The sequence below is a fragment of the Vibrio cyclitrophicus genome (assembly GCA_023206055.1).
GTDB lineage: Bacteria > Pseudomonadota > Gammaproteobacteria > Enterobacterales > Vibrionaceae > Vibrio > Vibrio cyclitrophicus_A.
The window spans coordinates 1,222,162-1,245,336 of sequence record CP065367.1 but is presented as its reverse complement, the minus strand read 5'-3'; the positions used below and the strand labels follow the sequence as shown (position 1 = coordinate 1,245,336).

22 protein-coding genes and 1 pseudogene are annotated in these 23,175 nt (G+C 44.2%); 10 read left to right on the top strand and 13 right to left on the bottom strand.

Annotated features, from left to right (window positions below):
* Positions 1–114: 114 nt before the first annotated feature.
* Positions 115–1,011 (top strand): LysR family transcriptional regulator, encoded by an 897-nt coding sequence (locus ITG09_21105; protein ID UPR53888.1) that lies wholly within the window; start codon positions 115–117, stop codon positions 1,009–1,011.
* 103 nt (positions 1,012–1,114) lie between these two features.
* Here ITG09_21105 and ITG09_21100 read toward each other — a convergent pair whose 3' ends face one another.
* The 6 genes from ITG09_21100 to ITG09_21075 form a co-directional block, all read right to left on the bottom strand.
* Positions 1,115–1,924: an SDR family NAD(P)-dependent oxidoreductase gene (locus ITG09_21100; GenBank protein ID UPR53887.1), complete on the bottom strand. Its 810-nt coding sequence runs from the start codon at positions 1,922–1,924 to the stop codon at positions 1,115–1,117.
* A gap of 255 nt (positions 1,925–2,179) precedes the next feature.
* A complete protein-coding gene (gene glpD, locus ITG09_21095) occupies positions 2,180–3,739 on the bottom strand; it encodes a glycerol-3-phosphate dehydrogenase (protein UPR53886.1) in 1,560 nt (519 codons plus the stop codon).
* Positions 3,740–4,068: 329 nt separating this feature from the next.
* Positions 4,069–4,860: a DeoR/GlpR family transcriptional regulator gene (locus ITG09_21090; GenBank protein ID UPR53885.1), complete on the bottom strand. Its 792-nt coding sequence runs from the start codon at positions 4,858–4,860 to the stop codon at positions 4,069–4,071.
* Between the two features lie 275 nt (positions 4,861–5,135).
* Positions 5,136–6,656: a glycerol kinase GlpK gene (glpK, locus tag ITG09_21085; GenBank protein ID UPR53884.1), complete on the bottom strand. Its 1,521-nt coding sequence runs from the start codon at positions 6,654–6,656 to the stop codon at positions 5,136–5,138.
* 59 nt (positions 6,657–6,715) lie between these two features.
* Entirely contained in the window at positions 6,716–7,570 is an 855-nt protein-coding gene (locus tag ITG09_21080) for an aquaporin (protein ID UPR53883.1), read from the bottom strand.
* A 446-nt stretch (positions 7,571–8,016) separates the two neighbouring features.
* Complete coding sequence (locus ITG09_21075; GenBank protein ID UPR53882.1) at positions 8,017–8,448, bottom strand: PACE efflux transporter; 432 nt, start codon at positions 8,446–8,448, stop codon at positions 8,017–8,019.
* Positions 8,449–8,576: 128 nt separating this feature from the next.
* Between ITG09_21075 and ITG09_21070 the strand changes: the two genes are divergently transcribed.
* Positions 8,577–9,464, top strand: coding sequence for a LysR family transcriptional regulator (locus ITG09_21070; protein UPR53881.1), 888 nt, complete (start codon positions 8,577–8,579; stop codon positions 9,462–9,464).
* A 105-nt stretch (positions 9,465–9,569) separates the two neighbouring features.
* Here ITG09_21070 and arsB read toward each other — a convergent pair whose 3' ends face one another.
* The 5 genes from arsB to ITG09_21045 all read right to left on the bottom strand — a co-directional run bounded on the left by arsB (position 9,570) and on the right by ITG09_21045 (position 13,529).
* Positions 9,570–10,625, bottom strand: coding sequence for an ACR3 family arsenite efflux transporter (gene arsB / locus ITG09_21065; GenBank protein ID UPR53880.1), 1,056 nt, complete (start codon positions 10,623–10,625; stop codon positions 9,570–9,572).
* Positions 10,626–10,730: 105 nt separating this feature from the next.
* Positions 10,731–11,072 carry a winged helix-turn-helix transcriptional regulator gene (locus ITG09_21060; GenBank protein ID UPR53879.1) on the bottom strand — a complete coding sequence of 114 codons (342 nt, stop codon included), beginning with the start codon at positions 11,070–11,072 and terminating at the stop codon, positions 10,731–10,733.
* 195 nt (positions 11,073–11,267) lie between these two features.
* On the bottom strand, positions 11,268–11,699 hold the full coding sequence (locus tag ITG09_21055; protein UPR53878.1) for a glycine zipper family protein: 432 nt from the start codon (positions 11,697–11,699) through the stop codon (positions 11,268–11,270).
* Positions 11,700–11,706: 7 nt separating this feature from the next.
* Entirely contained in the window at positions 11,707–12,369 is a 663-nt protein-coding gene (locus ITG09_21050; protein UPR53877.1) for an START domain-containing protein, read from the bottom strand.
* The gene (locus tag ITG09_21045; protein UPR53876.1) at positions 12,366–13,529 is read right to left on the bottom strand and encodes a glycosyltransferase; all 1,164 of its coding nucleotides are present in this window, start codon (positions 13,527–13,529) and stop codon (positions 12,366–12,368) included. Before ITG09_21045 ends, ITG09_21050 begins: the two co-directional genes overlap by 4 nt.
* Before the next feature lie 277 nt (positions 13,530–13,806).
* On the opposite strand from ITG09_21045, the gene ITG09_21040 reads away from it, so the two are divergent.
* The 3 genes from ITG09_21040 to ITG09_21030 all read left to right on the top strand — a co-directional run bounded on the left by ITG09_21040 (position 13,807) and on the right by ITG09_21030 (position 16,660).
* Entirely contained in the window at positions 13,807–14,604 is a 798-nt protein-coding gene (locus tag ITG09_21040; protein UPR53875.1) for an HAD family hydrolase, read from the top strand.
* A 180-nt stretch (positions 14,605–14,784) separates the two neighbouring features.
* Positions 14,785–15,432 (top strand): DsbA family oxidoreductase, encoded by a 648-nt coding sequence (locus tag ITG09_21035; protein UPR53874.1) that lies wholly within the window; start codon positions 14,785–14,787, stop codon positions 15,430–15,432.
* 34 nt (positions 15,433–15,466) lie between these two features.
* Positions 15,467–16,660, top strand: a complete 1,194-nt coding sequence (locus ITG09_21030; GenBank protein ID UPR53873.1) for a YcaQ family DNA glycosylase — start codon at positions 15,467–15,469, stop codon at positions 16,658–16,660.
* Positions 16,661–16,723: 63 nt separating this feature from the next.
* Here ITG09_21030 and ITG09_21025 read toward each other — a convergent pair whose 3' ends face one another.
* Positions 16,724–17,581: a LysR family transcriptional regulator gene (locus ITG09_21025; GenBank protein ID UPR53872.1), complete on the bottom strand. Its 858-nt coding sequence runs from the start codon at positions 17,579–17,581 to the stop codon at positions 16,724–16,726.
* A 106-nt stretch (positions 17,582–17,687) separates the two neighbouring features.
* On the opposite strand from ITG09_21025, the gene ITG09_21020 reads away from it, so the two are divergent.
* The 5 genes and pseudogenes from ITG09_21020 to ITG09_21000 all read left to right on the top strand — a co-directional run bounded on the left by ITG09_21020 (position 17,688) and on the right by ITG09_21000 (position 22,551).
* Positions 17,688–18,011: an antibiotic biosynthesis monooxygenase gene (locus ITG09_21020; GenBank protein ID UPR53871.1), complete on the top strand. Its 324-nt coding sequence runs from the start codon at positions 17,688–17,690 to the stop codon at positions 18,009–18,011.
* A gap of 3 nt (positions 18,012–18,014) precedes the next feature.
* Positions 18,015–18,989: a Gfo/Idh/MocA family oxidoreductase gene (locus ITG09_21015; GenBank protein UPR53870.1), complete on the top strand. Its 975-nt coding sequence runs from the start codon at positions 18,015–18,017 to the stop codon at positions 18,987–18,989.
* Between the two features lie 199 nt (positions 18,990–19,188).
* Positions 19,189–19,527, top strand: a complete 339-nt coding sequence (locus ITG09_21010; protein UPR53869.1) for a Fis family transcriptional regulator — start codon at positions 19,189–19,191, stop codon at positions 19,525–19,527.
* Positions 19,528–19,577: 50 nt separating this feature from the next.
* Positions 19,578–19,763: pseudogene (locus ITG09_21005) on the top strand (hypothetical protein).
* 556 nt (positions 19,764–20,319) lie between these two features.
* Positions 20,320–22,551, top strand: a complete 2,232-nt coding sequence (locus ITG09_21000) for a hypothetical protein (GenBank protein UPR53868.1) — start codon at positions 20,320–20,322, stop codon at positions 22,549–22,551.
* A 13-nt stretch (positions 22,552–22,564) separates the two neighbouring features.
* On the opposite strand, the gene ITG09_20995 is transcribed toward ITG09_21000, so the two are convergent.
* Positions 22,565–23,026, bottom strand: coding sequence for a hypothetical protein (locus ITG09_20995; protein ID UPR53867.1), 462 nt, complete (start codon positions 23,024–23,026; stop codon positions 22,565–22,567).
* Positions 23,027–23,175 lie beyond the last annotated feature (149 nt).

Here is a 23,175-nt window from a genome sequence, read left to right as displayed (position 1 = left end):
TTTGGTTCAATAAGATCTTCACAATTCAACTGAGTTAACACGTTGTATTGTTATGTGAATGACGCATAATGAGGGTTACTAGTACACGATTTTTAATATTTTATTGGTAATCACATGAATATTGAACACCTCAAGTTGTTTGTTCGTTTAGCTTCCACACATAACATCAGCATGGCTGGGCAAGAGCTTGGTTTATCTCCTGCTGTTGCAAGCTCGCACATCAGTAAATTGGAAGACAATTTAGGCGTTCGCTTGGTCCACCGCACCACTCGTAAGGTGTCTTTAACAGAGGAGGGAGAAGCATTCTTACCTCACGCTGAAGAGGTGTTATCGAGTGTCGATGCTGCCAAATCGGCGGTCGGTGTGGGCTGTGATTCACCAACCGGAACGTTGCGCGTTACGGCATCTGCGTCTTTTGGGCGTTTGCATCTTGTTCCGGCATTGCCTGGCTTTCTTGAGCGTTACCCGGGTTTGAAAGTTGATTTCAGATTGTCAGACTCTATGGTTGATCTTGTAGAAGGCGGCTTCGATATCGCAATTCGAATCTCTGAACTGAAAGATTCGACACTTATTGCTCGTAAGCTCGCGACAGACAAACGTGTTGTGTGTGCATCGCCTGATTATCTAATCAAATACGGCAAGCCAGCCACCCCTCAAGATCTTAATGACCACCAGTGTATTAGTTTGATTGGCTTAGAAAGCTGGACTTTTCACACTGAAAACGGACCTAAAACGATCAAGGCTTCAGGATCTTTTAGAGCGGATAACGGCGAAGCACTGCGTGATGCTACTATTGGTGGGTTGGGTATCACGGTGACGTCGAATTGGTGTGCGTATGAGCAACTGAAAAGTGGTCAACTGATTCAAATATTAGAAGATTACCCATTAACCTCAGAGCCCGCGATTTGGGCGGTGTACCCTAGCACAAGGTTACTTGCACCCAAGGTGAGAGCCTTCATTGACTACTTCTCTGAATACTATGGCAACCCGCCGTATTGGGAGCAAAAGTAGAGGTAAACCGATTTAACGAAAAAGCCCTCCGCTTCTAAGTGAATATATTAGAAGCGGAGGGCGTTTTTCTTGGAATCAGAAAATCAATTGAGCGTAGCTGTCATTAAGAAAGCGTTGCTGCGATGATCTCATCAATTTTAGCGATAACTTGCTGCGACTTGTCACCGTAAATTGCATCTGGGTGCGGGTTAGCAAAAGTATTGTTGTCGTTATCAAAGTATTTGCCACCCGCTTGTGCGAACTCATCAGACAATGATGCGCGAACTAGAATATCAGAACCGATGCTCAGGTCACCACCGGCAATGCCGTAAGCGTCTTTCACCATCTTACTGCCTAGTAACGAAGCTGGATTTACTGCAACCACCATTGGACCTGTAGAACCTAATTCTTTTGCCATTTCACGAGTCCACATAGTGATCGCCAGTTTGCTTTGTGCGTAAGCGTCGCCATCAGAAAGCGGTTTTTTACCTTCTAGCGCTTCGATGCTCACTGCGGCTTGCGCAGCTGAAGACAGGTTAACCACGCGGCTAGATGAGCCTAGCACCGGCAGCAGGCGCTTGGTTAGGTGATACGGCGACACCGTGTTTACAGCAAAACGAACATCCAAACCATCTTTAGTGATTGGATTCGGAGTGTTGAACACGCCTGCGTTGTTAATCAGTACGTCAATTTTCTCGTGCTCAGCAATCACTTCGTCAGCCAACGCATCCACATCAGCCAAAACAGACAAGTCTGCCACGTAGCTTTGGATTTTTGCTTCAGTAGAGAGAGTTACAAGCTGCTGCTCAACATCTTTTAGTTTGCTTGGGTTACGTCCATGCAATAAAACGTGGTGACCTTGTTGAACGAGTACTTTTGCCGTTTCGAAGCCGATACCATCGGTAGAGCCAGTGATCAGGATAACTTTTTGCATGGAATAGATTCCTTATTAAAGCGCTGACATCGCGAGCGTTTTTGAATGTGTTGTTTCGTTGAGATAAAGAATAGCAACCTTTTGTGAAGTTGATAATCAAGCAGATTAATAAAACACTATTTAGATTTTGTTGAAAATGGAAGTGCGAACAAAGTCTCACTCAGAGCGAAATAGCAGACAATAAAAAAGCTTAGCGCGGGGGACGCTAAGCTTCGTGATAATCAGGTTCTTGAACCGTATTGTTGGCTGGTGGAATTAGCCGACTTGAGAAAAGCTCACGACTTTGCTTTGTAGCTTCTCTTTCAAGTAATCAGTCACCGTTTGCTGCTCTGATTCGCTCATGTAAAGGCCTAGCTTGGTTCTGCGCCACAAAATATCTTCGTCAGTCATCGCCATCTCTTCATTGATCAAGTAATCGATTTCAACTTGATAAACGCCATGTGCCTCGCTTGAGAACTGGATGCCAAGGTCAGCTTCGCTATTCGCACCTTCCAGTAGTTTCCACGTGTAAGTACCGAATTGAGTCACGTAGCGAAGCAATAACGCTTCAGATGCCCAAGGGTATTTAGTGTGGATCATGGTCGCCAGTTGCTCTCTGCTACAGCTGAAGTTACCGCCTGGAAGCGTGTTGTTGGCTGTCCAAGGCGCACCCATGTTGGTTAGGTGTGGTTCTAACTTCTTAAGTGCTGCTTCGCCTAGTTTACGGTAAGTGGTTAGTTTGCCGCCGAAGATCGAAAGCAGTGGTGCTTGATCTAGCTCTGCGTCTAATTCCAATGTGTAGTCACGAGTGATCGCTTGCGGTGAATCAGATTCGTCGTCACAAAGCGGTCTTACGCCACTGTATGTCCAAACCACATCTTCACGGCCAAGCTGTTTAACAAAGTGTTGGTTAACAATATCAATCAAGTAATCCACTTCGACATCATCAATTGCGACGTTACGTGGATCGCCTTTGTATTCAAGGTCGGTAGTACCGATGATCGAGAACTTATCTAGGTAAGGGATCATGAACACAATACGATTATCTTTGTTTTGTAGAATGTACGCTTGTGGTTCGTCATGAATGCGTGGCACAACAATGTGTGAACCTTTGATCAAACGAATATTACGAGGCGAAGCCTGCTCTAATCCATCATCAAAGAATTGCTTAACCCAAGGGCCTGCTGCATTCACTAGCGCTTTTGCTTTACGTTCAAAGCGTTGGTTTGTCATCACATCAAGGATCGTCACATGCCAGATACCGCCTTCACGGTGCGCTTTTTCAACACGGCAGTAGTTACGTATTTCAGCGTTGTTCTCTTTCGCCGCTAACACGTTGAGCAATACCATGCGCGCATCATCTACCCAGCAATCTGAGTATTCGAAACCTGTTTTCATTTCTGGCTTCAGTAAACCTGATTTCGCTAGGTTTACCGTTTTACTTCCGGGAAGTGTGGTGCGTTTACCCAAGTTATCGTAAAGGAATAGGCCACAGCGGATCATCCAAGCTGGGCGTAAAAATGGTCGATGAGGTAAACGGAAACGCATTGGCTGAGCAACATGAGGTGCTTTTCTTAACAATACTTCGCGTTCTGCAAGCGCTTCCGAAACCAAACGAAACTCGTAATGTTCAAGGTAACGTAAACCACCGTGGATCAGTTTTGAACTTGCAGATGAAGTAGCAGAAGCAAAGTCATTTGCTTCGTATAAGCCAACGTTGAGACCACGACCTGCTGCATCTGCCGCGATGCCTGCACCATTGATGCCGCCGCCAATCACGATCAAGTCTAAAGTGGAAGATGTACTGTTGTTTGAATTATTTTGTTGAGCACTCATGATTTTGACCTCTTGCTGAGCGAACGAGCATTTTAGAACATAAGTGAATCCTATCTTAACTTTCGTTTGCGGTCATTTATTATTTTCGTTTATGCGCGTTTTATGTGATTTGAGCATAAAAAAACCTCTGCTTATGAAAGCAGAGGTTCAAATAAAACTTATTCGAGCATAGAAGTGACACGAACAGGGATCAAGTATTGTTGGTTCAGTTACTAAAAAAGCCAGCTATCGATAAAGTGTTTTATCAATAGATCTGGCTTTGATTGCTCAATGAATGAGAGAGCTTTACTTAATTTAGCTCAACTTAATCTAGCTTGGATTAGCAGAGGCTATTCGCCTGAAGTTGAAGGCTGAGCAGTATCGATAATTTCTAACGGAATTGCTGAATCTTTAAGGATGTTCAGAATCTCTTCTGGTGGCTGTTTGTTGGTAAACACCATATGCGCCTGGGAGATATTGCCGAGTTTAACCATCGCATTGCGGCCAAACTTTGTGTGGTCAACGGCTAAGAAGATGCTGCGGCTGTTCTCGATGATGGCTTGTTTCACTCGAACTTCGTGATAGTCAAAATCGAGCAGTGAGCCATCAAAGTCGATACCACTGATCCCCAATATGCCGAAATCAAGACGGAATTGCTTTACGAAATCGAGTGTCGCTTCACCGACAATACCGCCGTCGCGGTTTCTTACTTCGCCACCCGCCAAGATAACCTTTATCTCAGGATTCGGCAGAAGGATGCTCGCCACGTTAATGTTGTTGGTGACGACTCTTAACTGTTTGTGATTTTTGTTGAGTGCACGTGCAACTGATTCTGGTGTGGTACCGATATCAACAAACAAAGTCGCACCATCTGGGATGTGCTTAACCAGTTCGTCGGCGATCACGTCTTTTTCGTTGAAATTAAGCGCTTTACGCGTGTTATACGAGGTGTTTTCTGAGCTTAAAGGAATCGTAGCACCACCATGATAGCGACGGATTTTGTTGCCATCGGCCAGTTCGTTGAGGTCTCGTCTTATGGTTTGTGGGCTGACATCGAACTTTTCAACGAGCTCATCGGTACTCACATATCCTTGTGTTTTAACCAGGTCTACAATCTGCTGGTGTCTTGGTATCTGCTTCACTTAACTTACCACTCCCTGCACGCCAAAGGCTCTAGCGTGTCAAAATCGAAAATATAAACTCGCGCTATTGTGCTCGAATTGACGAAGAGAGAGAAGTAATGATGGTAAGGAATCATGTCTAAACCGCAAAAACGGTGCTCGTAACGTAAGATTTGAGCCTGAAACGCAAAAAAGAGCACAAAATAGTGCTCTTTTTAGTTTCGTTTACTGAGGTTCGAACAATCTAATCAACTATGAAGGGATTATTCGAGCTCCTCTGTTAACTCACGCTTAGATTACTCTTCGTCGTCATCGTGCAGTTCAGACCAAACCTGTGCACACTTGATAGCACGCTTCCAGCCTTTGTAACGGCGGTTACGCTTCTCTTCGTCGTGGTGTGGCATGAAGGTACGGTCTAGAACGGCTTTGTCTTGAAGCTCGTCGATGCTGTCCCAGAAACCAACCGCTAGGCCGGCAAGGTAAGCAGCACCCAGAGCGGTTACTTCCGTTACTTCAGGGCGGTGAACTTCAGTATCAAGTACGTCTGATTGGAACTGCATTAGGAAATTATTCGCTACTGCGCCACCATCAACACGTAGTTTTGCTAGCTTGATACCAGAGTCAGCTTGCATTGCGTCAAGTACGTCACGAGTTTGGTAAGCAATACCTTCCAGCGTTGCACGGATGATGTGGTTAGAGTTAACGCCACGAGTCAGACCAACAATCGTACCACGAGCATAAGCATCCCAGTATGGTGCGCCTAGGCCAGTAAACGCAGGAACTACGTAAACGCCGTTTGAAGAATCCACTTTCGTTGCAAAGTACTCAGAGTCTTCTGCGCCAGCCAGCAGCTTCATTTCATCACGTAGCCATTGGATTGATGCACCGCCCATGAATACCGCACCTTCCAGTGCGTAAGCTGGTTCGCCTTTAGGGCCGCATGCCAGTGTTGTTAACAGGCCGTTTTTCGAGGTTACTTTTTCTTGGCCTGTGTTCATTAGAAGGAAACAACCCGTGCCGTAAGTATTCTTCGCTTGGCCAGCTTCTACACACATTTGACCGTAAAGTGCTGCTTGTTGGTCACCTGCAATACCCGCGATTGGGATACGCGTACCGCCTTTACCACCAAGGTTCGTTTGACCGTATACTTCTGAAGAGCGTTTTACTTCTGGCATCATGACTGCTGGAATGCCCATTTCATCAAGCAGCTTCTGGTCCCAGCACAGGTCGTTGATGTTAAATAACATAGTACGAGACGCGTTAGTGTAATCCGTAACGTGTACACGTCCTTGAGTCATCTTCCAAACCAACCAAGTATCAACCGTACCGAATAGCAATTTGCCTGCTTCAGCGTCTTCGCGAGCACTTTCAACGTTGTCTAGAATCCATTTTACTTTTGTACCTGAGAAATACGGGTCAAGGACTAAGCCAGTATTGTCACGTACGTAGTCTTCTAGGCCACGTGCTTTTAGGTCTTCACAGATGTCTGCTGTACGGCGACACTGCCATACGATTGCGTTGTAAACCGGCTTGCCTGTTTCTTTGTTCCAAACAATGGTGGTTTCACGTTGGTTAGTGATACCAATACCCGCTAGTTCGTCGCTGCGAATGCCTGCTTTAGCAAGTGCTTCAACCAATGTAGAGCTTTGAGTTGCCCAGATTTCCATTGGATCATGCTCAACCCAGCCCGCTTTCGGGTAGATTTGAGTAAATTCTCGTTGAGAAGAGCTTACGATGTTTGCATCGTGGTCGAGGATTACAGCGCGAGAGCTTGTGGTGCCTTGGTCTAGGGCAACAATGTATTTTTGCTCGGTCATGGTAAGAATCCTTTTTCTTTTGTTATTTATATTTTAGTAAATGTAGGGTCGCTTAGGGATTAAGCTTGAGCTTGTTCAGCTTCTTCTGTTGTTTCACATTGGTTTGGAATTGTGCAGCCTTGGCCTTCTACTGGTAGGTAAGCACCGATAACGCGTGGGTACAACCAACCACCAAAACACGCACCAGCAATTGGAGCAAGAATTGGAACGATGAAGTAAGGAATATCACGAGCACCGCTCAATGCGAAATCCCAACCCGCAAAGTAAGCGAAAAGTTTTGGTCCGAAGTCACGAGCAGGGTTCATTGCGAAGCCAGTTAGTGGACCTAAAGAACCACCAATTACCGCGATAAGAATACCGATCAGCAGTGGGTTCATCGCGCCGCGAGATGCGCCGTTGTTCTCATCACCTAACGCTAAAATGGCAAACATCAACACTGCAGTAATCACGAATTCCACAGCAAAAGCGCCGAAGAAAGAGAGTGAAGCATGTGGGTAAGTCGAGAAGATACCAGCAGTTGATAGTGCGTCTTGGCTGCTACGAACGAAGTTATGTGCGATTTCGTAGTCAGTGAATAGGTTGCTGTACAGGCTGTAAACCAAAGCAGCAGAGCAGAATGCACCAAGTAGCTGAGAAATAATGTAAGGCACTACTTTCGCCTTATCAAAGCCATGGAACATTGCCAGTGCGATGGTCACTGCCGGGTTAATGTGTGCGCCAGAAACACCAGCAGTACAGTAAATCGCGATAGCAACACCGAAGCCCCAGATGATGCTGATTTCCCATTGTCCGAATGTTGCACCGGTTAATACCAGTGCTGCCACACAGCCAACGCCAAAAAATATGAGCAACCCTGTGCCGATAAATTCGGCTAAGCATTGCCCAAATAAAGAAGGGTGTTTATTTGTTGTCATGTTCGAGTCCTTTTTAGTTTTGCTTATCTAGCACGTGTATTGTGCATAAATTTGCGAACTCGAAAATAAACGAACATTAAAAGTGAGCGTTTGAGCATAAAATTGTTAATTAAAGTCACTTGAAATGTTAATCCGAACACTTTTGTTCGAAAAAGAAGCTCGCATGAACGTCATTGCTCGAATTGATGTGTTTCGAGGCCGCTAAAATTACCTGTATGTAAACGGATGCACAACTGGTACGAGGAGTTTCTGTTTAGATTTGTGATGCTACTTCGTGAGTGGTTGATTATTAGACTTAATTAGGACGGGTTGTGTGATGTTTTTGCTATGTAACAAGGGCGTTAATCAATGAACTTATATGCATAAATGAATAAACTGCCAACTAAGTTGTAGTTTGGCAGTTTCAATTTAGTGTTTGTTCTAGTTACATGCTACGGACTGGAGCTCTATACCAAAGCTGCAACTTTTCCTGTCGCAACCAACTGAGCTCGGATCGAGTCATACACCCAGTTGAACGCAATTGCGTAAAGCACGAAGAAGATAACAATCCCGATATCCATCATTAATACTGTCCAGAAATCGAGTTGAAGTACCCACATCAGTAGTGGGAATGACACCAACATCAAACCCAGTTCGAAACCTAAGCCGTGCAGAATACGTGTTTTTTTGGTTCGTTTGCTGCGGTCAGCACCGTAAATTTTATCGTAGCCGTAGTTGTAGACGTAGTTCCACGTCATCGCAATCAGCGATAAAGACAGCGCCAAGCCTGCCATTTTTACTGCTCCGCCACCGACAATATAAGTTGCCGCCATGGCCATCAAAATCAAAGCTGCTAATTCAAATAGCACCATGTGTAACATGCGTTCTTTATGTGACATCTTTTTACTCTCTTTATGTTTTTCTAGCCTCTATGGGCTAATGACTTGGCTAGATAATATCTATTTAAGTGATAATATAAAGATAGTTAGCATCACATATGATGATAGTAAGTGTTGGGAGACACCGAATGTACAACATTGAACAGCTAAAAATGTTTGTGTATGCCGTTGAATTAGGGTCATTTTCTGCCAGTGCTCGTCACCTGGGCAAAGTGCAATCGGCGGTGAGCCAAGGTATCAGTAATCTTGAAATAGATTTTAATGTTGAGCTTTTTGATCGTTCGACTCGAAAGCCTTCACTAACCAAAGCGGGCGAGCAGTTATTTAAACAGGTGAAAGCGATCGTACTTCAGGTTGAAGATCTGAATGTGACGGTTAATGCGATGGGTAGCGGTGAAGAAGGGCTCATCAAAATTGCATTAGATGATTCATTATTGGTCCCGAACCTATCTAAAATCCTGAGTGAGTTCAGTCAACAATTCCCTGCGACCGAAGTCGAACTGGTTGCGTGTACCACGACAGAGGTCAATCCGTTAATTGTAGAAGAGAGGGCCGACATTGGATTGATGTTTACCAATTTGGCTTTTGATGTCGGTTCTGAGCCATGCTTTATCGGTCACTTACCGTTTATTGCTGTGTGCCATCCTAATCATGTGCTCGCAAAAACAGGTGTTGCGAAGCTTTCTGATTTACTCCCGCATCGTCAGTTAATGTTGAGGGGAGACAAAGGCAAGGTGATGGATCAGTTTCCACTGATTGCCGGAAAGGTATGGTGGTCAAACAGCTTTATTGTTATCAAAGAGGTGGTGCTCGGCAGTGATATTGGTTGGGCATATTTACCTAAACATCTTGTCGAAGAGGAGTTGGATAAGCAACGTTTAGTGGAGATTAATGTCTCATTCGATCACAAAACATGGTCGCCTCCGGTTGATTTGGTTTTATCTAAAACACGCTCGAAAGGACCAGCATTGCTATGGCTTGAACAAGCATTGAAAGGCCTATTAGACGAAACATAAGCTGGATGAGACTTAAATTGGATGCACTAGAATAAATAAAAGGCTCACCGTTTAACGTGTGAGCCTTTCTATTTCAAGTGATGCCACTTTTTGTTCGCTGTAGCTCTAGATGCTAGGCTTTACGGTTTGACCGTTGTAGTACTTGTCTTTCATCTTAAGCGCAACATTCACTAGGTAAATCAACACTGGCACTTCAATCAGTGGGCCGATCACGCCTGCAAACGCTTGGTCTGAGTTGATACCGAATACAGAGATTGCTACGGCAATAGCCAACTCAAAGTTGTTACCTGTCGCTGTGAAGGCAATAGATGCGTTCTTGTCGTATTCAATGCCCATCTTTTTACCAATGAAGAAGCTGATGAAGAACATCGCTGTGAAGTAGATAGTCAGTGGAACAGCGATCAACAATACGTCCATTGGTAGTTCAACAATCATCTCGCCTTTTAAGCTGAACATCAGAACGATAGTCGCCAGTAGAGCTATCAGTGTAATTGGTGAGATGCGTGGAATGAACACATCGTTGTACCACTGCTCGCCTTTCATCGACACTAGGATCTTACGGCTTAGGAAGCCCGCTAGGAATGGGATACCTAGGTAGATAAGAACACTGTGTGCAATATCTATCATTGAGATATCAACCATCATGCCTTCATAACCAAATACTGGTGGAAGAACGCTGATGAATAGCCACGCCATAAAGCTGTAGCTCACTACTTGGAATGCACTATTTAGAGCAACCAATGCCGCACCGTACTCTTTGTTACCGCCACCGATGTCGTTCCAAACCAGAACCATTGCCACACAACGAGCAAGACCAATCAGAATCACACCGACCATGTAACCTGGGTGATCACCCAAGAATGTAAGCGCTAATACGAACATTAGGATAGGGCCAACCAACCAGTTCATGATCAGAGACAGTTTGATGGCTTTCTTATCTTTTACCACAGTACCCAATAGGCTGTAGTTAACCTTAGCCAAAGGCGGGTACATCATTAAGATAAGGCCAATTGCCAGTGGAATGTTGGTTGTGCCAACAGACATTGATTCGTTCCACTGTTCGATTTGTGGGAACAAGGTGCCAAGTAATACACCAAGCCCCATCGCAATAAAGATCCACAGTGTTAAGTAGCGATCTAGAAAACCTAACTTTGGTTTCATGATATTTTCTCTTTAGTTGATATCGTCAATCGTCGAAAAACGATATTAAAGAATAAAAAAATACGCTTAGTTTATCCTGTATTCGACAAACTAAGCGCGATGAATCTATTTCAAAATGGTGTCGATTAGCGTCTCAAATTGCTGAATATTATCTCGATTAATGCGGTAGCACATTTTCGGTGGTATCGATTCAGCAGTGATAAAACCAGAGGTTTTCAAGATTCTTAGGTGCTCTGATACTGTTGATTGCGCCAAACCTAATTCGCTAACCAAGTCGCTGTTCAAGCAGCCCCCCGATTTTTCTAAAGCGGACAAGATACTAAGTATGCGAATTCTCGCTGGATGAGCGAGTGCTTTTGCTAACGCAGCCATCTCTTTTTCTGCTTGAGTATTACTCGGCGGAAGAGGTAGAGAACAGCTATCTGTTGCTTGGCATGTTGTAGTCATACTTAAGTGGCTCACTTTAAGATAATCGTTAAAAGACGATTAATAGTAAGCCCATTTTATGTAAGGGTCAATGCCCGCTGTCTATTTGAACGAACTTTAAGGTGACGATTCAGCAACTATGGTTGAACTCAGCCTTGAGTCCGCCAAGCAAAATGACGTGAACATCGATTAAACGCCATTTTGCTTGGTTATCCGCTAGTTAAGAACGGTATAGCCTCTGCTGATCATACAGTTACGATTCACTTGAAACTTCTGCTGCTCAGATAGCTCGGCGGAATGTCTTTTTTGAGCGCCGTGCTTTAAAGCGCCGCTGATAATACCGATGCCAGCGCCAATTTTTGCACCATCATGGCCACTTCCGCCAGAGACGCCTCCACCAACCGCGCCCAGCGCTGCGCCCTTAGCGGTTGAACCGACAATATCGCTGCCAAAAGAATCGACCTCTTCAGGCTTAACTTGTTGAGCGTATTGCTCACATTCATACAGATCGGCGTGATACCTTGTTTCATCAACACCTTTAGTATCGACAATGATTTGATTCGCAAATACTGAACTTGATGTTACAAGTAATATTGCTGCGAGAGGAGAGAATGGAAATTTCACAATATGGACCTCTAAAATATTCATTGTATTGTTAAAGTGACGTGTAGTTCTCGATGAAATCAAGGCGACGAGCGGTGTACTCCTCAGAATCCAACATCTCAGACAGACCAAGAAGCGTCTTGTAAGGTTGAGATACCGCAACCATATTAATTAACCAAGATGGAATCGATCCTCCTGGGTCACTCAACACTTGATAAGAAATATGAGTGGTATTGTTGTCCAGTGGTGTGAGAATCCATCGCGACTCTAAATGAGCCACTCTGACGATGCGTTTGTTGTCATTTGGTTGATAATTGGGTCTGCCGTGTTGGGTAATCATCACGGTTAATGTGTTTGGATCTTGCTCGATATAGTTCTCGACAATGGCTTCGCGATCCGAGACGGGCCAAGGCGCTTTTGTATAAGTTTTAGTAACCGTGTGTACTTCGCTAAAGTGTTCTATCTCTTCCATTTCATCAATGTTCTCTACCCATTGAGTGCCTACTGAAGTATCCGTAAACAAAGCGATGATTGAAGTAAGGTTGGCTTTGATATCAGCTTCTGCACGAAATTCTTTAAAGTCGTTACCTTCAATTTTTCGGTTGTAGACTTCGATGCCTTTTTTATCGCGTACGAGCTTCCACTCATTGGCATCCGACGCTAAAGCTGAAAAGGACGTCACTATGATTATGAAAGTTAGAATCTTACTGATCATGACAGTGATCGCCCTTTCCAAGTGACTTTATTGTTCTTTGATAAACGATAGCTGTTAAGAATCAACAAGCTTTGCAACGAAATCCCCAAAGGTACGGTTAGCGCATAACGAGCTGGTATAAAGAGCTCTTTAACCAAAATAAGATAAGTGACAACGGAAGCGAGCAACATCAGAGCATTGATCGCTAAGGAATAGGTGTTGAATGATGACGGGTCGCCGATGAAATGCTGAGTTGATACAAGCAACATCACCGGGACTGCCCATGCAATGACATTTGTTTTTATGAATGCGCAAAGTACTCCGAATCTTGATTGGCAATTTACAATAAGATTCATGTTTTTGGAGAAGCCCGCCCAAATCGAACCAAAGTCGGAATACATATGAGTACTCATGAGATCGTCCGCAAAAGCCCAAAACGTTTTTAGTCCGCACATCTTCATTAGTTTTGCAAAAGCGATGTCTTCGGATATCTCGCTGGCTACCGCAGTATGTCCACCTACCGCATCGTATGACTTTCGTGTAAAAAGCATGGCTTGGCCGTTAGCAATAGCTTCTGCTTTTGACTTGTCGTTTGCGTTCTTGAAGTTCATATAAGACGCGATTGAAAGAAATATGCCGGGTAGGGTGATTTTCTCAACGGTTGATGTGAATGCTTGTCTAGGGTTGAACGACAGCAAATCCGTTTTGTGTCTTGAGGCGAAATGGATAACGCTCTGTAGCATCAAGGGTTCAGACTTGGTATCAGCATCGATAAAATACAAATACTCACCGGTTGCTTGCAGTGAGCCCACCATGCAGGCGTTGCTTTTCCCTAGCCAATTGGGCGGTAACTTTCTTCCTGATATACAACGAACGTTAACACTCGACGCGTCGATTAGCCTATCAACAATAGTTCTTGTCGAATCAGTAGAAAAATCATCAACCACGATGATTTCAAACCTGTCTCTTGGGTAGTTTTGCTTCATTAGCGAACTGAGGCTGGTCTCAATATTATCTTCTTCATTTCTCGCAGGGATAATAATGGACACGGTTGGCCACTTGGTTCGGTTCAACGAAATTTTAGGCGTAATGTGAACGCGATGGCGCGCTAAATTGGCAAGTGTGATTAAAAACTTGATGGTAACGATGCAAAACAAGGTCGAAGTGATAGCTAGAATCATGATTACAGTGGTCAAAAACAGAGTGATAGAGATCTAAGGAGCGTATAGCCTTGAGGGGTTTTGTTCATCTCAGGTATGTAGGACTCAATCATTCAAAGCGACATGTCGGTTAGCTCAACTTGCGTTTGAACCACATTTGAAGCGATTTATTAGAGCTCAGAAATAAGCATTGCATTCATTGGCTACTCTAGCGATATAATCGAACGCAGAACCGTTACACAAGATAACGAAAAATCATAATTTACACTTTAATTTTTACTTATAGGTAAGCCCTGAAATGCCACAACAGAACATCAAATTTATCGCTGCTGATATGGACGGCACTCTGCTTAATGAACACGGAAAATTAGACCCGGAATTTTTCAATCTTTATGAGCGCTTAGAAGCTCAAGACATTATTTTTGCCGCGGCATCGGGGCGTCAGTACTACAGCCTGATGGAAACCTTTGCTCCACTTAAAGATCGCATGATGTTCGTTGCTGAAAACGGCACATTGGTGATGCACAAAGGCCAAGAACTTTATAGCTGCTTGCTGGATACAGATGCCATCAAAGAGATCATTAAAGAAGCGCGTGCTATTGAAGGTGCACATGTGGTGCTGTGTGGTAAGAAGTCGGCATACATCGAAACCAAAGACGAGCGTGCTTTAGAAGAGATCTCTAAGTACTACCATCGCCGTGAGCAAGTAGAAGATTTACTGGCGGTAGAAGATGAATTCATCAAAGTTGCTATCTGCCATTTCGACGGCTCACAAGAAAAAGTAAACCCAAGCATCAATGCCAAGTTTGGTGACAATTACCAAGTGGTTGTGAGTGCAAAAATTTGGTTGGATGTGATGAATGCTGAAGCGTCGAAAGGGGCGGCAATTAAACATCTCCAGAACACATTAGGTTTCACTTTCGAACAGACCATGAGTTTTGGTGATTACCTGAATGACTATGAAATGCTTAAAGAGAGCTACCACTCTTACGCAATGGAAAACGCACACCCTAAGCTGAAAGAGATCGCACGCTTTGGCGCGCCAAGTAACGTCGATGCAGGTGTGTTCCAAGTGCTTGAGAAGCTGCTAGCGTAACGCGGTTAAGCTCCATCCGATTTTTATCAAAGCCGACTCACTAACATGAGTCGGCTTTTTTGTTCGCTAATGATGTATAGAGTTAAATTTGAACGAGTGTTCAGTTTGTTGTAGTCTGATCAGAAATATGGGTGTCAATTTCGAATTGGATACTCCTAATCAACGATATTTGGAATGACGATGACCAAGAAACTTCAACTCGATATTATTTCTGACGTAATGTGCCCTTGGTGCGTGGTCGGCTACAAAAACTTAGAGCAAGCCATTTCAGAACTTGCCTTAGAACAACAGATTGAACTTAAATGGCAGCCGTTTGAACTGAACCCTGATATGCCACAAGAGGGTGAAAACCTGCGTGACCATATCATGAGAAAATACGGTTCTAGTGCAGAAGAGAGCCAAAGTTCACGCGAACAACTTGCTGCTCGTGGCCAAGCGGTTGGTTTCGATTTCAATTTCTATGACAGCATGAGAATGGTCAATTCACGTCACCTGCATGTGCTGCTCGATTTCGCGTTGGCGCATGGCAAACAGACTGAGTTAAAGCTACGCTTCTTTACTGCGCATTTTTCAGAGCAGAAAGATTTGTCTGATCTTGAGGTTATCGCGCAAGAACTTGAAGCGGTTGGCTTAGACTCAACCAAGGCACTGAAACGCCTAAAGAACATCGATAACTTGAAGCAAATTGAAGCGCAAGAGTTTGAATGGCAACGTATGGGGATCTCTGCGGTTCCTACCGTGGTATTCAACCGTAAGAGTGCAGTCACTGGTGCGCAGACGGTAGAAACATACAAGCAAATCCTTCAAGAGCTTATTGCTGAATCATAAGCCGATCATTGGTATCAATTAGAGTCTGAATTACATGGAATCATTGTCACTCGCTCAAGCGCAAAAAATTGTACTGCTTTCGCAAAAATTGCCACCTAAAAAGCAACGCAATAGAATCACTTTGGCAAACACGCTGTCTGCGATTGAAAACCTTGGCTATGTGCAAATTGATACCATCTCTGTGATCCAGCGAGCTCATCATCATACGCTGTGGAATCGAAATCAAGACTACCAACTGAATCATCTGGATAAGCTGTTAGAGCGTCGAGAAGTGTTTGAGTATTGGTCGCACGCCGCCGCGTATTTACCCATGCGCGACTACCGCTTCAGCCTACATCGCAAGAATGGATTCGCAAGCGGTAAGCTTAAGCATTGGTATAAAAAAGACGATGCCCTGATGGCGCATGTTCTCAAACGTATTGAGAGCGAAGGGCCGTTGATGGCGAAAGACTTTGAAGGGGATAGGCCAAACCCCGGTGGGTGGGGCGGTAAACCGGCCAAGCAAGCATTGGAAACCTTGTTCATGCAAGGCGATTTAATGGTGCCAAGCCGAGTGAACTTTCATAAAGTGTATGACTTAACCGAGCGAGTTTTACCGAGCGGAATTGATACCTCTGAACCGACTGAACAAGAGTATATCGAGCATCTGATCACGCGTTATTTAGAAGCGAACGGTGTGGGAATCGCATCGGAGATGAGCTATCTACTCAAGAACACTAAACCACTGATACAGAAGACACTCCAACAGATGCTTGAAGACAAACAAGTCATGAAGGTGGATGTTCAAGGTATTGATTATTATGTGTTGCCTAATGCATTTGAACTGCTGAGCCAGCCTCTTTCCCGAACTAAGTTAAAGATACTGTCTCCGTTCGATAATCTGTTGATTCAGCGTAAGCGAATGCAATCACTGTTTAACTTTGATTACCTTCTTGAGTGTTATGTTCCTGAAGCCAAGCGCCAGTTTGGTTACTTTAGTTTGCCGATACTGTGGCAAGGTGAGCTGGTGGCACGAATGGATTGTAAGGTTGATAGAAAGAGTCGCTTACTCAATATCCGCAACTTGGTTATGGAAGAGCGAATCAAAAAACATGAATCATTCGTTCATGCCTTATGCGATGAGCTTAAACACTTCATGGTGTTCAACCAATGTGATGAGATGGTCGTCCATAACACTACGCCTTCTGGCCTTGGTAAGCACTTGATGAGTCATTGGCAAATGGTTTAGCGTTCATCGTTGCTTTAAAGCCATTAGTAACGCAGCCCACCTTAGTTACTCAGATCACTCTAGTTATTTAGAAAGCTCGGCTAACAAGAATTCGACAAAGGTTCTGTTCTTCAAAGAGAGTTGCTTGGTTTTGTAGAGTAAGTGAATCGGCTTTGGTAACGGCGCCATGCCGGGTAGGATTTCCAATAACGCGCCATGCTCAATCTCTTCTGCCACTAAAATCGCTGGCTGCAATAACACACCGACGCCTTGCAGGGCGGCATATCGCAATACATCTCCATTATTCGACATCAAGCGCACACGCTCTTTATTCGGTGTGGCGTGAGGGGCTTGGCTGCTATAGCTGAACCCAAGCGATGGGTGTCGCGCCAAGTCTTCTAATACTCTGATCTCAGCATGTTGGTTTAGGTAATCGGGCGCCGCGCAATAACACATCTCATAGTCCCCCAAATACCTTGCTACCAAGCTTGAATCGGATAGGTCACCAATCCGCACAATCAGATCAATGTCGGATGAGTAAGGATCAACAAGGTCATTATTCAACATTAGCTCAACGTTAATGGTTGGGTGATGTGAAAGAAATTTGGCCACGATAGGGGCAAGTACCTTGTTTCCATAGGTGACAGGGCAGTTTATTTTTACCGTGCCTTGTGGTTGATTTTCCAAGGTTTGAATTAGGTTTTCAGCATTGCTGATGTCTTCGAGAATCCGTTTACATTCTCGATAATAAAGCTGACCGGAATCGGTTAAAGACTGCTTACGCGTGGTGCGATGAATCAGTTGAGAGTTGAGGCTCGTTTCAAGGTGGTGGACATGTTTACTGATCATGGTCGCCGACAAGTTGAAGTGGTTGGCGGCACTGCGAAAGCTGCCTTGTTCCACCACGTAAATGAAGACCTTCATGCTGGTTAACTTATCCATTAAACACTCTTGGTTGATAAATAATAAACAAAACGTGAGTTTATCAATTATTAGGGGTTAATTATATTAATGGCAAACCGATAATTAACTAAAATAAGAGCGTGAAATGCCTCAAACGAATGAAACCATCTTTGTCACAGCCGAACTTAAGATCAAAACCAACATAGAGCGAACTGCTGCGATCGAAGCTATCGAACAGTTTTGCTTAGACATGCAGAGTGAACCTGGCTGCCTACAAGCGATTGCAACCTATGATCAAAGCCAAAGCGATCGTGTGATCCTCCTTGAACAATACGCAAACCGCGAGGCTATTAATCAGCACTTTGTGATGCCTCATACCCAAGCGTTTATTGAGCGTGATATTACGGAATTAGTACAAGCATTTGAAACGCAGAGTGAACTTATCAAAACACAAGAGCAGGAGAGCTAAGCCATGAAATGGGGAATACTAGGAACCAGCTTTATCTCAGGCGTAATGGCCGATGCGATTAAAGGCGATGCTCAAAGTGAACTGTATGCGGTCGCTGGACGCACAGAGAAAACACTCAATGAGTTTGCGGAGCAGTACCAACCAACACGAACCTTCAACAGCTATGAAGCTTTGATTGAAGATGAGTCAGTCGACATTATCTACATCGCTCTACCTAACCACGTTCACCACGAATACGTGATTAAAGCGGCTCAAAAAGGCAAAGCGATTCTGTGTGAAAAGTCGTTGTCGGTTGATATGGAAAAAACCGAACAAGCCCTGCAAGCGGTGAAAGTATCTGGTGTGTTCTTCGCTGAAGGTCTGATGTACCTAAACCACCCATTGATTACCAAGCTTCATCAAGAGTTGGCTACAGGTGAGATTGGCGAAGTGCGCTCGATTCAAGGGTCTTATGTTGCGGCGATTGACCAGTTCGTGAACCCTGCGAGTAAAGGCGCACTGTACAACTTGGGGTGTTATCCAATGTCGTTGATTCACTCTGTTGCGCAGCAGCAATTTGGTGAGAGTGTGTTTGATGATGTGCAGATCTCAGCAATCGGTCGACGAGGCCAAGATGGCAATATCTGTGAATCGTCGGCGATGATGCGCTTCAATGACAGTTTTACCGCGCAAATCCATACCGCAGAAGATCACGGCTTAAAGCACGGCTTCACGATTTTAGGCAGCAAAGGCTGTATCACGCTCGACACAAATCCATGGTTACCGACCGAAGAGAACTCATTCACGGTTGAGATCTATGAAACGTCGACACGTGAAGTGAAAGTCGAAGCGCAAGGCGACGGTTTCCACTATCAAGTGCGTAATATTCGCCAAGCAGTTGAGCGAGGTCACACACAACTTGCTGCACCGATGGCGACTCATCAAGACTCTCGCGTAATCATGAAGCTATTGACCGGTTGGGAACAAGCGGCAAGCTAGTGTCTTAGTTAATTTATATTCGCCTCATGTTTGATTGCCTCGTCAGTGATCATGCAGGAGGCGCTTCCTCTATATCTTCTAGCCGACTCTTCCCCAATAAATACTTTGCATTTGAAACCGCCACAGTGTCCAATGTCGGTTAAGAAAAAAGTGACTGAAAAACCTTATTTTTTAAGGTGTTAAATAGGACCTTTGCTGCATGCGCAAATCAGATAAGAAGATCGATAATCAAATCAGAGACGTGTTAAATGATGTTTGTGAAGACACGCTGAAAGGCTTCGATGGTTTTTTGTGGGTGACTCACTCGGTCAACTTCTCTTCATTCCCACAAAGTTTGAAAATTGTCTGTGTATTCGATACCAACCAAGATAGAACGAACTTCTTAAATGGCGAAGGTCAACAGAGTGTCTCTGCGGCAATCCAACAAGCGTTCAATCAGGTTGGAATTCAACTGAAGAATATCGATAAGCATGTTAGCTACGATACGCAGGAAAATTGCGACCGTGACCATCAAGGGAAGTGGAACAAGAGGCTTTAGGACTCTTGCTTATTCAGGTCTCCCCCTGTGTTGTGATAAAAGGTCGTGAAATGAAAAAAGCTCAAATATCGCTTAACAAGAACACACTGCTAGGTGTGTTCGAGCAACTTTTAATACCCGCATTATGGCTGCTCGCAGGAAGTGTTGTTTGGTTTGTTTGGTTTGTGTGGGGGATTAACGTTGTCCCCTTTGACGATCCTTACCTCTCTGATACTGAGTATCAGCGTCTAATTAAGCAAGAAACTCAGTTGATCAATATCGGCCTATGGGTAGGTAAGCTCTATGTCGCGTGTGTGGTGATGTTTTTTATTGTACGCGTTAGTAAAGTGATTCGATCCTCAAGCGATTGATGCAATCAGCAAGTGTTTCGCTTTGAACTGCCTTAACCGTTAGATGGAAATGGTAAGGCAACATTTAGCTTACCTCCAGTTTGTATTCCACTCATTTTGATTGTCATGGTCCAAATCCGTTTGGGCTATGACATTACTGGTGTCTACTAGTATTTATTCTCATTTTGAGGAAGTCTAAACCTATTTTTCGTCATTCTGAGAAACTTGGTTTCCAAATAAAATTAAAATCATAAAAATTTATCTTTTCCTTAATGCATTAATTTTGAATCGGCATTTGTTCATTTCTCTTTCTTCCGCTGAAACAATACCGACTAGCACTTGAACAATGTTGCCATGTAGTCGATACTTTTTTCGTATTTTGATTCCTAAATTGACACGTAAGTTGGCTGACTTTTCGTCTTGTGATTTAAGGCATGACAGTATCGATTAGGAAATTTTAATCATGAAAACCTACATTTCTGGGCTGTTCGCACTCATACCGTCATGTTTAATCGCTGGCTATGCTTTTGCTGTTGGTACAGCAGTTGTGCTGCCAGGGCAGCATGAAGCTGGTGTTGATCTTTCGGGCTCCCCACTATCTGCGAATGCTGTCATTGATTGGGAAATTACCAACAGTGATATTGTCTTCGGAGCTTATGCCGACAAAGCCGACAATGAGCGGGCCACGACAATTGGTTATATGTACAACCAAGTCATGGCGATGAACTCAGGTTGGTTGGAGAACGATCTCCGTAACCAAGCTGAGTTAGAAGGCCTCAATTTCGAAGACTATTTCCTGCATTTTTCTGAAGATACTGTCATTGCCGAAGTGGATAAAACTCACGGCGAAAAGACCCTTTTAAACCGAAAGCCTATGATCTTGGGCTATACAGCCAGTGAAGACCATGCTGGTTTTTGGCTGTATCAAGAGCCTCCTTGGGATGCGGATGTGTTTGAGAATTTCGAACAAGGCGGGGCTTTGTATGTCTATCATTCTGAGCAGTTCGAACGGCTAACCTTTAAATTCTCACAGTTTGCTGGCAGCGGCGAATTCTGGATTGAATACCCAACGGCTATCGATTCTCACGGAAGGGTTTCCCAGTGGTCGAGGCTCGACGTAAAGAAAGATAAGACGCTCAATATGACCAAAAACCAGTCTGTGATTTGGAACCTTCCTAATGATTGGGTAAGAGCCACAACTCATGATGGGAGCGGTGCGAGTTATGGCGGTGGTCAGTATTTTGGTTCCACCTTTTTGAGAGATGGTGGGCGCTTGTACGTTGTAAGAGTTCGTTGGCAAAGTGAAAACGCCGACGACAGGCCGCGTTTAAAAGAAGTTAAACTCAAGAACAGTTTTCCAACCGTCAAATTAACCGACGCTCCGACGACAACGCCGGACGGCAATACTATCAGTCAATGGAGACAAATCCGCGGCTTTGATTTGTCTGCAGACTTAGATGGCGATAACTACTTGTCGCCAAGCGAGTATCGAAATCGAACCAATAAGAACGCGACAGCGCGTTTTCGTTGGGAATCAAGAGTGGTGCCATTTGGTCGAATGTGGAGCGCGAATTCATCTTGGTCGTTAACGAACGTTGCAAACGCCGATTATTTATCTGCCATTCATCGCTACTACAAGCAAAGTTGGGCAAGCCAAGGTTTGAATGGTGCATACAACGACGACACAAATAAGCTAATTGGTGCGAACCAGTTTTATGTTCATTCTGGCGGATATGTTCAAGAATTAGGAGCAGTTGCGGGTTCGAATCAAGCGGATGATCTCTACAAACATCAATTTTCAGCGTTTCTCAAAAATCTATCTGCTTTAGAAAGTGATGCGTCGATTGGGTTGAACATCGGAACCGCGAACTTGCTGGGTCGAAATGGACAGGCCCACCTTAGCGAGGCTGGGTCTTTGTACCTAAGGGAGCACTACATTTTTCCATCTACTGGGTTTAGTGGTTACTCGGGGATCTCTAAATTCTGGGATAATTCTGCGCTTGCCTATAATGGACAAAGTGTTATTTTTCAGGCGACAACGCGTTATGGGCGAGTTCAGTATCTTGGAAATAGTGAAGAAAACTGGAAACAAGACCAATACTCGACCCTAGCGATTTACCACCTTAATCGACATGCTCAACATAGCTATTTTAATCAGTGGAACAATGGTTACGTCTATGGGAGTGGCAATACGACAGCTGACACTTTCTGGCAAAGTGGCGTCCCTAAAAATATTGCTTATCAACCAAGTTCGTTGCTGACCGTTGATTTGGGAGAGCCGAGTCATCAGATCCCACAAGGCTTTAAGCCTATCCCTTTGATGCTATCGACAACGACACCTCAGCCTGCTGACTACACCATCGTGGGTGATTCCTCGATGAACGAAATGGTGCATGCTGATCTGCCCGATGGCATGACTCACGTTCTACCGACGTTCACGTACTTTATGTATCAATCTGAAAATCAGGTGGTCGCTGGTGGTCCTGAGGACATGGTGTTAGCGAGAGAGTTCAGCAATGGTCGTGTGTTGTATCGCACGGATTTCCACGGTAAAAACCCGAGCTTTTATGACGCGGTAAAACTCACTATCACACTGGATGTCCCAATGAAACCGGTCGATGTAAATGGCAACGTTGGTGAATATGTGACTGAAATTGAAATTGGCGGTTATGAAGGGCGGTTCTTGCTGTATTAATTCAAGATAGCGCTTAAGCCCTGGAGAGTAATTTGTTGCTTTTGCATTGCTTGAACTCTTTGGCTATCCATGATTGTTCGTTTAACCCATTGTCTACCAAAGCATACAAGTAACCATCGACTTTGCTCGAAGCTGAAGGGTATTCTTGAAAGTCATGTTTGGGATAGCCTGGATAATCCGTTTCGTATTTGGTGTCTAACTGCCTACCTAGCTGTCGCCATTTCACGAATAATTCAGAAGAGGATGTCTCAATTTTATACTGCCCCAATATACGATGATGGTGGGCTAATGCCACTTTCGCACAGTGGTTGGTTTGAACGACTTTTTGTATCAATTTGACCTGGGTTTCGGTCATGGTTTTCGCAAGTGCATTTTCTTGTTCGATGCGTTCCATTCGCTCACCAAACGTTTCGGCGTGCGCGGCAAATGCAAAAGTAACGGGTAAAACCAATGCCAAAAGGCGCTTGAAAAACATAACCTAACTCGTTGAATGGATTCATGACTATTATGCCGCCCAGCGACAATATTATTAATGAATAAACACGCTTAATTGTAAGAATTATTTTTATCGAGTGGATAAATAAATGTTCTTGTAATGAGGTTATTCAGGCTCTGAATGTTTGG

Bases quoted from the DNA above. Each gene is read 5' to 3' on its own strand.
- ITG09_21030 (UPR53873.1), top strand. From the start codon at position 15,467: ATGGAATCATTGTCACTCGCTCAAGCGCAAAAAATTGTACTGCTTTCG.
- ITG09_21000 (UPR53868.1), top strand. From the start codon at position 20,320: ATGAAAACCTACATTTCTGGGCTGTTCGCACTCATACCGTCATGTTTA.
- ITG09_21070 (UPR53881.1), top strand. From the start codon at position 8,577: ATGTACAACATTGAACAGCTAAAAATGTTTGTGTATGCCGTTGAATTA.
- ITG09_21055 (UPR53878.1), bottom strand. From the start codon at position 11,699: ATGAATATTTTAGAGGTCCATATTGTGAAATTTCCATTCTCTCCTCTC.
- ITG09_21015 (UPR53870.1), top strand. From the start codon at position 18,015: ATGAAATGGGGAATACTAGGAACCAGCTTTATCTCAGGCGTAATGGCC.
- ITG09_21045 (UPR53876.1), bottom strand. From the start codon at position 13,529: ATGATTCTAGCTATCACTTCGACCTTGTTTTGCATCGTTACCATCAAG.
- ITG09_21040 (UPR53875.1), top strand. From the start codon at position 13,807: ATGCCACAACAGAACATCAAATTTATCGCTGCTGATATGGACGGCACT.
- ITG09_21025 (UPR53872.1), bottom strand. From the start codon at position 17,581: ATGGATAAGTTAACCAGCATGAAGGTCTTCATTTACGTGGTGGAACAA.
- ITG09_21100 (UPR53887.1), bottom strand. From the start codon at position 1,924: ATGCAAAAAGTTATCCTGATCACTGGCTCTACCGATGGTATCGGCTTC.
- ITG09_21010 (UPR53869.1), top strand. From the start codon at position 19,189: ATGCGCAAATCAGATAAGAAGATCGATAATCAAATCAGAGACGTGTTA.
- ITG09_21080 (UPR53883.1), bottom strand. From the start codon at position 7,570: ATGACAACAAATAAACACCCTTCTTTATTTGGGCAATGCTTAGCCGAA.
- glpK (UPR53884.1), bottom strand. From the start codon at position 6,656: ATGACCGAGCAAAAATACATTGTTGCCCTAGACCAAGGCACCACAAGC.
- glpD (UPR53886.1), bottom strand. From the start codon at position 3,739: ATGAGTGCTCAACAAAATAATTCAAACAACAGTACATCTTCCACTTTA.
- ITG09_21075 (UPR53882.1), bottom strand. From the start codon at position 8,448: ATGTCACATAAAGAACGCATGTTACACATGGTGCTATTTGAATTAGCA.
- ITG09_21020 (UPR53871.1), top strand. From the start codon at position 17,688: ATGCCTCAAACGAATGAAACCATCTTTGTCACAGCCGAACTTAAGATC.
- ITG09_21050 (UPR53877.1), bottom strand. From the start codon at position 12,369: ATGATCAGTAAGATTCTAACTTTCATAATCATAGTGACGTCCTTTTCA.
- arsB (UPR53880.1), bottom strand. From the start codon at position 10,625: ATGAAACCAAAGTTAGGTTTTCTAGATCGCTACTTAACACTGTGGATC.
- ITG09_21060 (UPR53879.1), bottom strand. From the start codon at position 11,072: ATGACTACAACATGCCAAGCAACAGATAGCTGTTCTCTACCTCTTCCG.
- ITG09_21035 (UPR53874.1), top strand. From the start codon at position 14,785: ATGACCAAGAAACTTCAACTCGATATTATTTCTGACGTAATGTGCCCT.
- ITG09_21105 (UPR53888.1), top strand. From the start codon at position 115: ATGAATATTGAACACCTCAAGTTGTTTGTTCGTTTAGCTTCCACACAT.
- ITG09_20995 (UPR53867.1), bottom strand. From the start codon at position 23,026: ATGTTTTTCAAGCGCCTTTTGGCATTGGTTTTACCCGTTACTTTTGCA.